Annotated in this window: 10 protein-coding genes and 2 tRNA genes; 8 read left to right on the forward strand and 4 right to left on the reverse strand. The window is 37.7% G+C overall.

The features are described from left to right. The first annotated feature begins 21 nt into the window (after positions 1 to 21). The 3 genes from D0T85_RS03480 to D0T85_RS03490 all read left to right on the forward strand — a co-directional run bounded on the left by D0T85_RS03480 (position 22) and on the right by D0T85_RS03490 (position 4057). Positions 22 to 1461, forward strand: coding sequence for a tagaturonate reductase (locus D0T85_RS03480; protein WP_163210291.1), 1440 nt, complete (start codon positions 22 to 24; stop codon positions 1459 to 1461). A 136-nt stretch (positions 1462 to 1597) separates the two neighbouring features. After that, the gene (locus D0T85_RS03485) at positions 1598 to 3085 is read left to right on the forward strand and encodes a UxaA family hydrolase (protein WP_163210293.1); all 1488 of its coding nucleotides are present in this window, start codon (positions 1598 to 1600) and stop codon (positions 3083 to 3085) included. A 228-nt stretch (positions 3086 to 3313) separates the two neighbouring features. Beyond that, positions 3314 to 4057: an SGNH/GDSL hydrolase family protein gene (locus D0T85_RS03490; RefSeq protein ID WP_163210295.1), complete on the forward strand. Its 744-nt coding sequence runs from the start codon at positions 3314 to 3316 to the stop codon at positions 4055 to 4057. A gap of 755 nt (positions 4058 to 4812) precedes the next feature. Here the strand turns inward: D0T85_RS03490 and D0T85_RS03495 are convergent. Then, positions 4813 to 4885: transfer RNA gene (locus D0T85_RS03495), tRNA-Pro, on the reverse strand. 130 nt (positions 4886 to 5015) lie between these two features. Here D0T85_RS03495 and D0T85_RS03500 point away from each other — a divergent pair. Beyond that, a tRNA-Phe gene (locus D0T85_RS03500) sits at positions 5016 to 5088 on the forward strand. A 490-nt stretch (positions 5089 to 5578) separates the two neighbouring features. Further along, on the forward strand, positions 5579 to 6487 hold the full coding sequence (locus tag D0T85_RS03505) for a DUF5655 domain-containing protein (protein WP_163210297.1): 909 nt from the start codon (positions 5579 to 5581) through the stop codon (positions 6485 to 6487). A gap of 9 nt (positions 6488 to 6496) precedes the next feature. On the opposite strand, the gene D0T85_RS03510 is transcribed toward D0T85_RS03505, so the two are convergent. Then, positions 6497 to 6751, reverse strand: a complete 255-nt coding sequence (locus D0T85_RS03510; protein ID WP_163210299.1) for a hypothetical protein — start codon at positions 6749 to 6751, stop codon at positions 6497 to 6499. Between the two features lie 184 nt (positions 6752 to 6935). Between D0T85_RS03510 and D0T85_RS03515 the strand changes: the two genes are divergently transcribed. The 3 genes from D0T85_RS03515 to D0T85_RS03525 are packed head-to-tail and all read left to right on the forward strand — an operon-like array spanning position 6936 to position 11712. Continuing rightward, on the forward strand, positions 6936 to 8468 hold the full coding sequence (locus tag D0T85_RS03515) for a family 43 glycosylhydrolase (RefSeq protein ID WP_163210301.1): 1533 nt from the start codon (positions 6936 to 6938) through the stop codon (positions 8466 to 8468). 24 nt (positions 8469 to 8492) lie between these two features. Continuing rightward, entirely contained in the window at positions 8493 to 10853 is a 2361-nt protein-coding gene (locus tag D0T85_RS03520) for a DUF2339 domain-containing protein (protein WP_163210303.1), read from the forward strand. Continuing rightward, the gene (locus tag D0T85_RS03525) at positions 10828 to 11712 is read left to right on the forward strand and encodes a hypothetical protein (RefSeq protein WP_163210305.1); all 885 of its coding nucleotides are present in this window, start codon (positions 10828 to 10830) and stop codon (positions 11710 to 11712) included. The genes D0T85_RS03520 and D0T85_RS03525 overlap by 26 nt, the downstream gene beginning before the upstream one ends. Positions 11713 to 11776: 64 nt before the next feature. Here the strand turns inward: D0T85_RS03525 and D0T85_RS03530 are convergent, their stop codons facing one another. Then, positions 11777 to 12154 carry a DUF3244 domain-containing protein gene (locus D0T85_RS03530; protein ID WP_163210307.1) on the reverse strand — a complete coding sequence of 126 codons (378 nt, stop codon included), beginning with the start codon at positions 12152 to 12154 and terminating at the stop codon, positions 11777 to 11779. Positions 12155 to 12265: 111 nt separating this feature from the next. Next, positions 12266 to 13957, reverse strand: a complete 1692-nt coding sequence (locus D0T85_RS03535; RefSeq protein ID WP_163210308.1) for a tetratricopeptide repeat protein — start codon at positions 13955 to 13957, stop codon at positions 12266 to 12268. Positions 13958 to 14377: the final 420 nt, after the last annotated feature.

Here is a 14377-nt window from a genome sequence, read left to right on the forward strand (position 1 = left end):
CTCAAAACTCATAAAAATGCCATGAAAGAATTAAATAAGGAAACAGCACAGAAAGGCGTATATCCCGAACGTATCATTCAGTTTGGAGAAGGTAACTTTTTACGGGCTTTTGCCGATTGGATGATTAAAATGATGAACGATAAAACCGATTTCAACAGTAGTGTGGTTGTTGTACAACCCATCGAAAACGGTATGATTGATATGCTTAATGCGCAAGACTGTTTGTATCATGTAAACCTGCAAGGGTTGGACAAAGGCGAAAAAGTGAATAGCCTCACCATGGTTGATGTGATAAGCCGTGCAATGAATCCCTACAAAGAGTTTGATGCTTTCATGAAACTTGCCGAACAACCGGAAATGCGGTTCGTTATCTCTAACACAACCGAGGCTGGTATTGTATTCGATCCTGCATGCAAACTTACTGATGCACCTGCATCGTCTTATCCGGGAAAACTTACCCAATTGCTCTATCATCGCTTTAAAACATTTAATGGCGATAAAAGCAAAGGCTGGATTATCTTTCCCTGCGAACTTATCTTCTTGAATGGCCATAAACTGAAAGAAACCATTTATCAATATATAGATTTGTGGGAACTTGGCGAAGAATTCAAAACATGGTTTACCGAAGCATGTGGAGTGTACGCTACTTTAGTGGACCGTATTGTACCCGGATTCCCTCGTAAGGATATTGATGCCATCAAAGAAAAGCTGCAATACAACGATAACCTGGTTGTACAGGCCGAAATATTTCATCTGTGGGTAATCGAGGCTCCACAATCGGTGGCAGAAGAGTTCCCTGCTGATAAAGCAGGACTGAATGTTCTCTTTGTTCCAAGTGAAAAGCCTTATCACGAAAGAAAAGTTACACTGCTTAATGGCCCACATAGTGTATTATCTCCTGTTTCATGGCTATCGGGTGTTAATATTGTGCGCGAAGCCTGCCAACATGAAGTGATTGGAAAATACATCCACAAAGTAATGTTCGACGAGCTTATGGAAACGTTGGATTTACCTAAGGATGAATTAAAGGAATATGCAAACGATGTTTTGGAACGTTTCAATAATCCGTTTGTTGAGCATGCTGTGACCTCGATCATGCTGAACTCATTCCCTAAATACGAAACCCGCGATCTTCCCGGATTAAAAATATATCTGGAGCGTAAAGGCGAATTGCCACAAGGTCTTGTTCTGGGACTAGCCGGTATTATTACTTATTATAAAGGTGATGCCCGTGCCGATGGAATGAAAGCTGAACCAAACGATGCTAAAGAGATTCTTGAACTTCTGCAAAACTTATGGCAATCAGGTTCTTACCGCAAGGTAGCCGAAGGTGTTTTGGCCGAAAAATCAATCTGGGGAGAAGATTTGAACCTGATTCCTGGTCTTACAGATAAAGTAACTTATTACCTGGAAGCTATTCAGGAAAAAGGAATGTTACAAGTTTTGAGTGATGAATTTTGAGTAATGAGTGGTGAGTAATGAGTAATGAGTAATGAGTTAACGATGCCGCATGGAAACTCATTACTCAAAACTCATTACTCACCACTCACCACTCACCACTCATTACTCAAAACTCATCACTCAAAACTCTTAATATATGCTGACTTATATTCAAATAAATCCTGCGGATAATGTTATTGTAGCTGTTGAGAATATCCAGGCAGGAACAGAATTAAATATTGGTGGAAAAAACATCATCCTTAAACAGGATGTTCCCGCGGGGCACAAAATTGCCCTACAGGATTTAAAGCCTAATGATAACATCATTAAGTATGGTTTTCCTATCGGCCATGCAATTGTTCCCATTTCATCGGGAGAATGGGTAAACGAGAAGAATATCAAAACGAATCTTGAAGGATTACAGGATTATACATATAACCCAAAGTTAGTACCTACCGATCCTGCTTCGGAACTTCTTTCTTTTAAGGGCTACAGACGTAAAAATGGCGATGTAGGCATCAGAAATGAGATTTGGATTGTTCCTACAGTAGGTTGTATTAATGGTATTGCCCAACGTTTAGCTGATATCCTGAAAGATGAAACAAAACTTGCCGGAGTAGACGCGATTGTTGCATGGCCTCACAATTATGGTTGTTCGCAACTTGGCGACGATCATGAGAATACCCGTAAAATTCTGCGCGACATGGTTTTGCATCCTAATGCGGGGGCTGTTTTTGTTGTTGGACTGGGATGTGAGAACAATCAGGTAAGTGCTTTCCGTGAGTTTCTGGGTGATTTCGATGAAGAGCGTATCCGTTTTATGGAAACGCAAAAAGTTGATGATGAGCTGGAAACAGGAATGCAGATACTACGCGAACTGTATCTTATTGCTTCGAAAGACCAACGAACAGATATTCCATTAAGTGAACTGCGGGTAGGTTTGAAGTGTGGTGGATCGGATGGTTTTTCTGGAATTACTGCTAATCCTTTACTGGGTGTATTCTCCGACTTTCTGGTGGCACAAGGTGGTACAACTGTATTAACCGAAGTTCCTGAAATGTTTGGAGCAGAAACAATACTGATGGACCGTAGTGAATCGAAAGAAGTATTTGATAAAACAGTTCATCTTATCAATGATTTTAAATCATACTTTATTGAGAATAAGCAACCTATTTATGAAAACCCATCTCCGGGAAATAAAGCAGGGGGCATATCAACTCTCGAAGAAAAATCATTGGGATGTACTCAGAAAGCTGGTAATTCTATTGTAAGAGATGTGCTTTTATATGGCGGCAGACTTAAAACCAAAGGCCTTAACTTGTTAAGTGCACCCGGAAACGACCTTGTTGCAAGTACTGCGTTAGCCTCATCAGGATGCCATATCGTACTATTCACTACTGGTCGTGGTACTCCATTCGGTACTTTTGTTCCTACAATGAAAATCTCAACCAACAGTAATCTTTATATCCGCAAGCCTAATTGGATTGACTTTAATGCGGGTTCTCTCCTCGAAGGAGAAACAATGGAAACTGTTCATCAAAGGTTTGTACAGTATATAATCAGTGTTGCTAATGGCACACCGGTTAATAACGAAAAAAGCGGGTATCGTGAGATAGCCATATTTAAAACTGGCGTTACGTTGTAAACAGCAGGCGCGAAAGCGCGAAAGTATGAAGGCGCGAAAGTATAAACCTTCATGCTTTCGCGCTTTCTGCTTTCGCGCCTTCTGCTTTCATTCTGGTCAAATAGTCGGAAAAAACGTTTTATTCTTCTTAATTATCCCGCATAGGATTCTATTTAACATTTCATTGTATTATATTTGTGGCTAAATAACGACTAAGATAACTTAAACCCACATTTTAGACAGAGTGCTATGAGAAAAATTATTTCCATTTTTACACTTTTAGTAACTATTACAGTTGCTTCCTATGCCCAATTACAAACTGATTCAATAAAGGTTTTATTTATCGGAAATAGTTACACTAACTATAACCGCTTACCTTGGTTGGTACAAAACATTGCTCACTCTGATGGAATACCTTTATCGGTTACCATGGTCGAACATGGAGGGTGGACACTAGAAAAGCATGCATCGTGCGAAGAAACATTGAATGCGATAAAAAAAGGAGGATGGGATTTTGTTGTACTCCAGGAGCAAAGTCAGGCGCCAGCACGAGAAGAAGAATGGGTGTCGAAGAATGTTTATCCTTATGCTCAGAAACTGGATAGCCTCCGGAAAATATACTGTCCTAATGGTAAAACTGTTTTTTATATGACCTGGGGACATTATAATGAGAGTTACCCAATAATGCAACAGAAATTAGCGAACACTTATCTTGGTATGGCCAAGCGATTCAGAGCCTGTTGCGCCCCTGTAGGTTTAGCATGGCGACAATACTTTTGCGAAAATCATTCTGGCGAGCTTCACGATTCGGATAAAAGCCATCCCAACCTTAGAGGTTCTTATTTAGCTGCTAGTGTATTTTATACCACATTCTTTGGAAAACCTTTCCAATCGAGCTATACAGCAGGTTTGCCTGCTAATGAAGCTCAGTATCTTCAAAAACTGGCACAAAAAATTGTTTTGGAAAACCCGGAAGAGTATATTGTAGAATAGAGTTGGTAAAGAGGATAAAGTTGGTAAAGAAGATAAAGTTACCCAACCCCTTATTTTATTTACTAACTTTATCTTCTTTACTCTCTTTATCTTCTTTACCAACTTTATCTTTACTTTACTATCAATATTTCAAAGAACGATTGCTACAAGCGTCATACATCGGGCCCTGATGTATTTCCTCCTGATCACAATGCAAAGGTACAGTACAGTGAATAAAGCGTATCCATGAAATTCTTATTTTGGAAGATATTGATCATTTTTGCGAGATAATTTTTCATTTATTTTATATTTCGCTGTACATTAGCTACTTAAAATTTCGTTGTGTTGTAATGTTTCAAACAGCCTTATTACCTATCATTTTCATCCTACCGGGATAAACGTTTTCTCCTACCGGGATAAACGCTTCATCCTACCGGGATAAATGGGTTCTCCTACCGGGATAAAGGCTTGATCCTACCGGGATAAACTGATCATGATTTTATCTTCCATTTTTCTGCACTAGGGTGTGTGTGTTAATAACTCACTAGAGTTATTATATAGTTTTTGTTTTAGTTTTTGTTTTGGTTTATTGCGCGTTCTTATATATAAAGGCTTTGGTTGCCCTTTAGGTATACCTTTAGGTTACACTTTAGGTGTACCTTTAGGTTGCACTTTAGATGTACTTTTAGGTGTACTTTAGGTACTTTTAGGTGTACTTTTGTTTCCATAAAAAATAACCGCAGTTAACTGATAATCAATCAACTGCGGTTACTCTGTCGGAATGAGGTGACTCGAACACCCGACCCCTACGTCCCGAACGTAGTGCGCTACCAACTGCGCCACATTCCGTTTCAATAGTGATGCAAATTTACGGCATTTTTTTAATTACTCAAATAAATCGCAATAATTATTGCATTTTTTCATTTAAGAATTTGCGGTATAAAAAAATACTCCTATCTTTGCATCCGCAAACGGTTAAGGTGCCATAGCTCAGTTGGTAGAGCAAAGGACTGAAAATCCTTGTGTCCCCGGTTCGATTCCTGGTGGCACCACCTTGAAAATCAAGCAGTTACATTAGGTTGTGGCTGCTTTTTTTGTTATAAAACACAGCTTTTTACGCTATTTTCCCCCTATTTTTACCTGTTTTTACTGCTATTTTACCCACAGAGTTAAACCAAGAGTTAAACCAGAAAACTACATGAGTACAACGGTTAACGTCTTGTGTTACATCGTAAAGACCAATTTTCCTATTTTCATATCTACTATTGATTTGATTCATTGGAAATTAACATTGACCTTTTGAGCAAAACAGTTTGAGCCGTTGAACAAATTCGCTTAACGACCTTTGAACCGGGCTGCCGCAATTACTGGCACTCTTCAGAGCACTTGTGAAAGGGTTGTGTAAACCATGAATGTACACTCAACAGAAAATCATTGTGCTTTCCCTTGAAATTTCCTATCTTTGGAGACGAAACAAATAAGTAATCCAATGAAAATGAATTCTTTAAATAGATATTTAGATTTCATTAAAATGGAAAATATATGCAATTATTCCAACAAAGCAAAAGCACATTAAACAGTTTAAAAGAAAAACCTTTTAAACTCGAAAAAGATATTCAAAAAGTAGTCGAAAGTAACTTAAGTCAAATTTCAGGTTATCGGTTTGTCAAGTCTGAGTTTGTTATCAAAAACAGTCGTATCGACACCTTGGCTTTTGATGAAGAAAATCATTCATTTGTTATCATTGAGTACAAGCGGGGCAGGAATTACAGTGTAGTTGATCAGGGTGTTTCCTACCTGAATTTAATGTTAGAATATAAAGCTGATTTTATCATAGAATATAACGAATCGCAAAAACAAAACCTAAAACGTACTGATGTGGACTGGTCACAAAGTAAGGTTATTTTTATTGCTCCTTCTTTTACCGATTTTCAGCGCCAGTCCTCTAACTTCAAAGATTTACCTATTGAACTTTGGGAAATCAAGAGGTTTGATAATGATATTATTGTTATCAATCCAATTAAGAAATCTCAATCCGCACCAAGTATTAAGCAAGTACAAAGTAAAGAAGAATCAAACATAGGGAAAGTCGTAGAAGAAATAAAAGTTTATACAGAAGAAGATCACTTGGCTGGAAAATCAGAAGAGATAATAGAATTGTATGATACATATAAAAATGCCATCTTGAATTTAACTTCTGATATAGAAATGTATCCGAAGAAACTGTACATTGCATTTAAAAAGGATAAAAATCTTGCAGACATTCATATTCAACAAAAAGGGTTGAAAATATGGATTAACATGCATAAAGGTGATTTGGATGACCCAAAAAAGATTGCCAATGATGTATCTCGCAAAGGACATTGGGGTAATGGTGATTATGAAATCACTGTGAATGATACTAAAAATTTGGAATATATCATGAGTTTAATTAAACAAGTCATAAATTGAATTAGAATATCATTCTTCAAACTCACTTAGCATTAATCTATAAGAACAGTCTATTCTTGCTTTATCTTCGCTACTCCAACACTCCAAACCAAGCGTCATTTTTCGTGCTTCAGCAAGTGATAATTGCTGGTTTGTCTGTACAAATGCCACACAACCCAAAAAGGAAACCCCTTTGTTTTTCAACTCAAATACTTTATCACTCAACTCTGTTATATTTTGAGCCTTAAATTCCAATGCCTCTTTTTTAATTTCTTCTATGTTCATTTTCTAATTCCTAAGTTATTCTGGCAAAAATAAAGTATATTATTTAAAATTGCGGTATGATTCGCCCAAAACCACCATATGATACGCTATTGGGAAAAACAATAGGCAAGAAAATACACGTTTGTGTGAAAAATGAAATTTATCATGTACATTTGTACACAAAACCACATATACAAATAGTACCATGAAACAAGTAACTTTATTATTCCTATTTTTCTGCTTTTACCTTATCCCTGTTCATGCTCAGTTAAGAACCTATCATAACCCGGTTATTCCGGAGGATATGGCCGACCCTTGCATTATTCGGATAGATGATAAATACTATGCCGCCGGAACATCGTCAGAGTGGGCACCATTCTATCCCATGTATGTATCTACCGACCTGATTAACTGGACGCAAACCGGGCACATTTTCGACACCCAACCAGAGTGGACTTTGTCATCGTTCTGGGCTCCCGAACTGTTTTATCATAAAAACAAACTTTATGCATATTATACAGCACGAAACAAGGAGGGCGTTTCGTACATCGGAGTAGCAACTACCGACGATCCGCAAAAGCCCTTTACCGATCATGGCCAGATGCTTGCATGGGGAACCGAAGCTATTGATGCTTTCATTCTGGAAGATAATGGCGAACTCTACATCAGTTGGAAGGCTTACGGATTAGACAAACGCCCAATTGAGTTATTAGGCTGTCGTTTGTCCAAAGATGGTTTAAAACTAGATGGCGAACCTTTCTCTTTGCTTGTTGATGATGAAAACATTGGCATGGAAGGACAGCATTGGATTAAACTTGGCGACTACTATTATATACTATATTCTATAGGGGGTTGCTGTGGCCCGGGTAGCGATTATCAGGTTTATTGTGCTCGCTCTAAAAACCTGCAAGGCCCTTACGAGAAGTATGCCGGAAACCCAATTCTGCATGGCGACGGGTTAGGTGTTCTTTCCTGCGGACATGGAACAGTAACAACTACACCAGATGGGAGAATGTACTACTTATACCACGCTTATCTTACCAACGAAGGTTTTTATGGCGGTCGGCAGGTAATGCTTCAGGAACTTTACAAAGGCAATGATAACTGGATACATTTTAAGGATGGTAATACTGTACAACTAATTCAGCCAATGCCTTTTGAGAACACAAAGCAAAAACCAGTGAACAACTTCCGCGATAATTTTAATGCCGATAAACTGTCGGTTAAGTGGACATGGAATTATCCATATTCTACAATTAATACGAAGGTAGGAAATGGCGAACTGATTCTCTCGGGTGTACCTAAAGATAATAATAACGGAACAGCCCTATGTATCCGTCCTACTTCGCCCTATTACACATATCAAACCAAAGTAACAAACAGCAATAACAGTTTGAAAGGATTAACAATGTATGGCGATGTGCAAAACTACCTGGCTTTTGGTGCAATGGATAACAAACTGGTAGTGAAAGCTATAAAAGATGGAGAAGAGCAACTCTTGTTTACCGATATTTTACCAACAGAACTGCCTTACCTGAAAATACAGGTAAACAAAGGTACCAAATGCAATTTCTTTTGGAGCGAAGATGGTAAACAATGGCAAAAAGTGCAATTATCATCTACTATGAATATGAGTTATCTTGTACGTTGGGACAGGGTTGCACGTCCGGGATTAATTCATGCTGGTGCTGAGAATGAGCCGGCAAGGTTTAATCATTTTTATTATATGAATGAGTAAAGTAACTAATCAACAATACTAATTATGGATTCATTGCTCGGAATTTCTTTTTTATTCCTACTGGCACTTATTGTACTTCCTGTTATCATTCTGGTACGTATATCTTCCATAGAGCGTAAAATTACGGATTTAGAAAAAACAATAAAGCAACAACAGGGGCAAGTACCTCCTGTGGGCGATACCGAAATTGTTCAGGAAAAAACAGTACCCGAACCTCCTGTAGTCGAAACCAAACCTGTTGCTCAACCCGAGCCGGTTATGCCGGAAGTGGTTATACCAGAAGAAGCAGTAATACCAGAAGTTGTAATAGAGATAGAGAAAGAACCCGAGCCCATAGCCGAACCGGAGCCTGTTATTGAGACAGAAACTCCTGCTGTTGCTGCATTTACTCCCGAACCAGCGAAACAGCAACGCCAAAGCAAAATATCTTTCACTTTCGAAAACCTGCTGAGCAAAATTGGTATTGTTACGCTGGTGCTTGGAATTGCTTTCTTTGTAAAATATGCCATAGACAAAGACTGGGTGAACGAAGTAGGCCGTGTAGCCATTGGTGTTTTTGCCGGAGGTGCAATTGTTGCCATTGCACACAAACTACGCAAGAAGTACAATCTGTTCTCTGCCATACTGGTAGGAGGCGGTATTTCCATATTCTACATCACCATAACCCTGGCATTCAGAGAGTATGAGTTGTTTAACCAGACTGTAGCATTTGCCATACTGATAATTATCACTATCTTCTCTGTAATCCTTTCCTTATTATATAACCGGAAAGAACTGGCATTGTTTTCGCTTTTGGGCGGATACGCCTCGCCTTTAATGATTAGTACAGGAGAGGGTAATTTTGTTGTATTGTTTTCGTTCTTGCTTATTCTTAATACCGGAATGCTATTTATATCCATGCGCCGGAAGTGGAGTATTATAGGAATAGTAAGTTTTATCTGCACAATGGCTTTCTACTGGGTATGGCTGACTCTAAGTTTTAACAATCAATATGCCGGAGCAATTATTTTTGCTGTTCTGTTCTTTGTGCAGTTCTATTTGTTGGCACTGTTCGATCATTTCTTGTCGGGGAAAAACATTACTCCTTTTCAGGCTTTTGTGATATTAGCCAACAACCTGTCTCTGTTTGCGGCATGTATTACTGTAGTTAGAAGTGCCGAATACAAAATAGAAGGACTTATCACCATTTCAATGGCTGTAATGAATGCAATTGTTATGTGGTGGCTGTTTAAGCGTACCAATGTAGACAGGAAACTTATTTTCCTGATTGTGGCTATTGTACTGAGTTTTGTATCACTGGCCATCCCAGTACAACTTAACGGACACATTATTACCATGTTCTGGGCTGCCGAAATGGTTATACTACTGTGGCTATGGCTCAAATCGGGCATACATGTATTCTATAAAGGTTTTGTACTTATTGGGGTGTTAACCCTTATATCGTACTTTATGGACATACATAACAACTACTTTAACTATGCGGAATTACCGGTTGTGTTTAACCGCATGTTCATTACCGGAATTGTAGTTATTGCTGCGTTTGTTGCATGCCGTTTCCTGCTTCGTAAAACAGATAACCCAGATACCAGTTTTATCTCAAAGACCTTAAGTGTGGGCATTGTAGCTATAACCTATCTGGTTCCTTTTTTCGAGATACAATATCAACTTGCCAACTGCAACTTGTATATAAATGGCTTCGATGTAATGATTCTTGGTGCATACACCACCATTTATGTTGCCGTACTTGGTTTTATTTACAAGAAATTCGTGGAAACAGAAGTACGGGTAGTATATGCCATGTGGGGATTTGTTATGTTATATGTAGCCCTCATACTTCCCTTTGTTGTTCAGGCACGAGGTTCAATTTTCGAACAAGACTATAACACCGCCCTGTTCCTGACCCATTACATAGCATTACCGGGATTAATCTACATTGTTTATTTGCTGATAAAGAATTTCAGGCTTTTACCTCAAGAGTCGTTTGTTTTTTGTAGTTGGCTGCTTGTAATTGCTTCGGTAGCTTTTCTGAGTGTAGAGTTTAGCAACACAGTTGTTCAACTGGGCGCTACGCGCGAAAACTACAGCGAATTATTGCACGATGTACACTCCTTTGGTTATCCTATTCTGTGGGGAGTGTTGGCTATGTTCCTGATGCTGTGGGGACTTCGGATTAAAGAGGTGTTGCTCCGTAAAATCTCGCTAGCCTTCTTTGCATTTATTATTCTGAAATTCTATATCTGGGATATCTGGTTGATGTCTCAAACCGGACGCATCATTTCGTTTGTAGCTTTAGGAGTCATCCTCTTGCTGGTATCGTTCCTGATACAGAAAATTAAGATACTGATTAAAGATGATAAAGATGAACACGAAACGGATAAAGAATAATGCAACGAAACGGATAAGCGGTTTTCTGTTATTTCTAGGTGTTGCCTGTAGTATGTTTGCGCAAAGCTATTGGCAGGAAAAGGTAGACTTGGTTACCGAAACTGGTTATCATCACATAGAAGTAAGTCCGGAAATTACCGGACTAGGCTTCCGTACATTGCTGATAACAGACGAGGACAACAACGAAATTCCTTATTTTGTACGTACTTCCATCTCCGTTGGGAAAAACAAAACTTCCGAACAATTTACGGAGATAAACCTAGGAAATTTCAATGTGAAAGAAGACAAAAAATCGCATAGCACTATCTTATCTTTTCCGGATGCGTATAATCCTTATTACTTGTCGAAGATACAACTGTATATAAAGAATAAAGAGCATTATAAACGCAATGCCCAAATAACAAACGATGATGTTACACTGGCACATTTTTCACTGACTTCGCGTAAAGAAAGCAGTTTCCTCTTTAATAATATTTTGATCGATAAAGGATTTAGTATTGTCATTGAAAACGAAAACAATTTGCCGCTACAAATAGATAGCATAAAACTATTCACCTTTAACTGTTACTTATGCGCTTATCTGGAAGCAGGTAAAAACTACAGGATTAAAACCAACGGCGAAGCATATAAGCATTACGATATTCATGGTTTTACCGATGAAATCGCCTCTTTTTTGCCCATTGTAAAAACCAGTGATCTAATTTATGTTTCGGTACCTGTTATGCTCCACCTCGATCCCGAACCCAAAGAAAAGTCTTTTTTTGAAAAGCCTCTTTTCTTATGGACTGTGATTGCTTTAACAGGTATTCTTTTGATAGGAGTATGTGTTCGGATGCTGAACGAGATGAGAAAAAAATAATCTTCCGGAAAACTCTCAGGATTATAGAGCTTTCGGAAGATTATCGTGATTTAGAAAAACCAAATTATTCAATAATGAATATACCAGTTAATGTTCCGTATTTACGAGATTTTATAGTTATTGTATATTCTCCAGAGCATCCAGTAGTTGGTATTACTAAGGAATAATTAGGGTAAGGTGATGAAACAGAGTTTTGGTAAACTTCATTTCCGGTAGCGTCTACTATTGTGATAACAATGTTATCAGCAATGGGTTCTTTGCAATAAACCTCCAGATAGTCTCCTAAAAGTACTTGTGGTTTGCCCGGTTTTAATGAGCGCAATCCACCTTCTTCGGTCCAGTCTCCATGTAAAGGCACTTCGTTTTCATGAGCAGCATGAATATGCAAAGAAACAAAAAGAGCAAAGACTAAAACAACAAATTTAGTAACAAAATTCTTCATAATTTCAGCGTATTTAGTTTGCTAAAGTAGATAATACTTTTGAATTAGGTCGAAAATAAAACACACAAAAAACACACAAAGTTAATTGCTTTGCTACCAGCGAGATATGAATTATAAAGATCCAATAAATTGATTGAACTTTTCCTTGTCTCCCTGTTTATTGAATAGTTTTCCACCTAAACGGCTTCTTCTGTTGATTACAGCATTCGAAGAAATGTGTAAAAAATGAGATAATATCGAGGGCGATTTTATATCTGCTTTATACAAATAGCATAAATACAATTCTTCATCATTGATGGATGGATATCGTTGTATTATACGAGAAGAGAATTCGGGATATATTTCTTCTATTGTAGTGATTAATGCTTTTTTATCTTCTAATGTTATGTTTATGTTTGTCTTTTTATTGTTCTTTATATCACGGGCCGCCAAGTGTATTTTTTGATAGATGCCCGATGCCTTTAAATCATCAGTTGCAGTTTCTTGTTTTTTCTGTTGATCCTTCAACTTTTCATTTTCTATTTTTATATGAGTGATTTCATTTTGGCTTTCAACAATAAGCTTTTCCAGTTCTTTTATACGTGTTATGTTTTGTTCGATATTTGTATGGAACTCATTTTTTCTTTTCTTGACCGATTTCATGAAATGAAAGAATGCAAAGGAAATGGCAACCAGTAAAATGGTACAAGCAATGGCAATAATCCATGCCCTGTACAGGTTACTTTCGCCGATGGCATTTTTTGTTTCTAATGTTGCTATTCTTGTTTTAGCCTCATGGTAATCATGAAGCACCTGCATTCGTTGTATTGCGTCTAAACGATTCTTTTTATTTATTGAATCGAATAACAGTTTTGTTTCTTCCAGATATAACAATGCTTTCTTTATATCTCCTTTTTGTTTGAACAGTTTGTATAAATAATATGTAGCATTGCCTTTAGTTGAAAGATTGTTGCTTTGAACTGCATTTTGCAGGCAAATAAATGCACTATCTGTTTTATTGAGTCCCAGATATGTATAACCCAAGTTTGAGTATAATGCTTTATGTTGTTCATTTTCATCCTCGGGAGTTAGCTCAAGCGCTTTTTGAATATAATAATAAGACGTTTTATAATCTTCTTTTTGCCTATGTACAATTCCTAATTCATTGTATATATGGAATTTATTAGCATCATCGGCATATTTAAAAGCTTCGTCATAATAATACAGGGCACTATCCAAATTATATTTCACACTAAAGCTACGTGCTATATCACGTAAAGAATAAGCTTTTGCTGTTGAGTCGTTTTCGCTTGCATAGTATAACGACTTCTTTTGAAACCGTAATGCTTCTTCGTGCGCTTTCTGGTAAAGATAGAGATAACTAATATTGTAGCATATCCTAGACAGGATAGTATAATTCCGGGAGTCTTTTCCTGTAGCTAAAGCTTTAAGATAATATTCTTGTGCCCACAAAAGGTTCTTCATGTCATGGTGCACTCTTCCCAGGTAGTAATATGTTTCCATCAACAAGTCTTTATCATCCTGTTTTTCATAGTACTTCCGGGCTATACTAATCAACGTGTCAGAGATATGTTTTATGTGGCCTTTATCCATTGCTTTAGTGGTTAGTAGGCACCACAAAGCATGTTCGCTTTCCGATAGTTTTTGCTTATCAATTTCATTTTTCAATACAAACAAAGCCGAATCCGGATTAGTATCCATAAAAGATTGTGCTCTATCAAAAATAGTAGTTTGAGTCTTACTACAAGAGGCGACTATTAATATAGTCCCCATTAATAATAAAAGGATTCTAGCAATTTTCATGATTCCTGCTGTATGTAGTGAGATTACTAATACCACACAAAGGTATCAATAATATACTCTAAAAATAAATTTTACGTGTTTTTGTTTTAAATAATGTGGTTTGTTACAACTTTAGATATTTGTTTGCTTTTAAAAGCTTTAATTTGTAAATGTTCGTTTGTTGACTTTAATAGTTATTGAAAGTTTCTGTAAATATACGAATAGTTTTCTTTATTCATACTTGTTTGGTTCGGTTTGAGGCTAAATTGAACTAAAAGTGAGGTAAAGTGAGGTAGAGGAGGTAAAGTAGGCGATGCCGCATGGAATTCCCCGCCCTTGAGGGGCGGGGTGGCCTTTAGGCCGGGGCGGGAAGTGAAAACATACCGCAACCTTTGAGTCCCCCCTCTCCGCCCTAAAGGGCACCTCTCCCCTCTAGGGAGA

The sequence above is a fragment of the Bacteroides sp. 519 genome, from assembly GCF_010500955.1.
In the GTDB taxonomy this organism is placed as follows: domain Bacteria; phylum Bacteroidota; class Bacteroidia; order Bacteroidales; family Bacteroidaceae; genus Bacteroides.

What these genes read in the sequence shown, in the direction of transcription:
- D0T85_RS03480 (WP_163210291.1), top strand. Translation starts at nt 22, where the DNA reads ATGAAAGAATTAAATAAGGAAACAGCACAGAAAGGCGTATATCCCGAA.
- D0T85_RS03515 (WP_163210301.1), top strand. Translation starts at nt 6,936, where the DNA reads ATGAAACAAGTAACTTTATTATTCCTATTTTTCTGCTTTTACCTTATC.
- D0T85_RS03520 (WP_163210303.1), top strand. Translation starts at nt 8,493, where the DNA reads ATGGATTCATTGCTCGGAATTTCTTTTTTATTCCTACTGGCACTTATT.
- D0T85_RS03510 (WP_163210299.1), bottom strand. Translation starts at nt 6,751, where the DNA reads ATGAACATAGAAGAAATTAAAAAAGAGGCATTGGAATTTAAGGCTCAA.
- D0T85_RS03525 (WP_163210305.1), top strand. Translation starts at nt 10,828, where the DNA reads ATGAACACGAAACGGATAAAGAATAATGCAACGAAACGGATAAGCGGT.
- D0T85_RS03485 (WP_163210293.1), top strand. Translation starts at nt 1,598, where the DNA reads ATGCTGACTTATATTCAAATAAATCCTGCGGATAATGTTATTGTAGCT.
- D0T85_RS03505 (WP_163210297.1), top strand. Translation starts at nt 5,579, where the DNA reads ATGCAATTATTCCAACAAAGCAAAAGCACATTAAACAGTTTAAAAGAA.
- D0T85_RS03530 (WP_163210307.1), bottom strand. Translation starts at nt 12,154, where the DNA reads ATGAAGAATTTTGTTACTAAATTTGTTGTTTTAGTCTTTGCTCTTTTT.
- D0T85_RS03535 (WP_163210308.1), bottom strand. Translation starts at nt 13,957, where the DNA reads ATGAAAATTGCTAGAATCCTTTTATTATTAATGGGGACTATATTAATA.
- D0T85_RS03490 (WP_163210295.1), top strand. Translation starts at nt 3,314, where the DNA reads ATGAGAAAAATTATTTCCATTTTTACACTTTTAGTAACTATTACAGTT.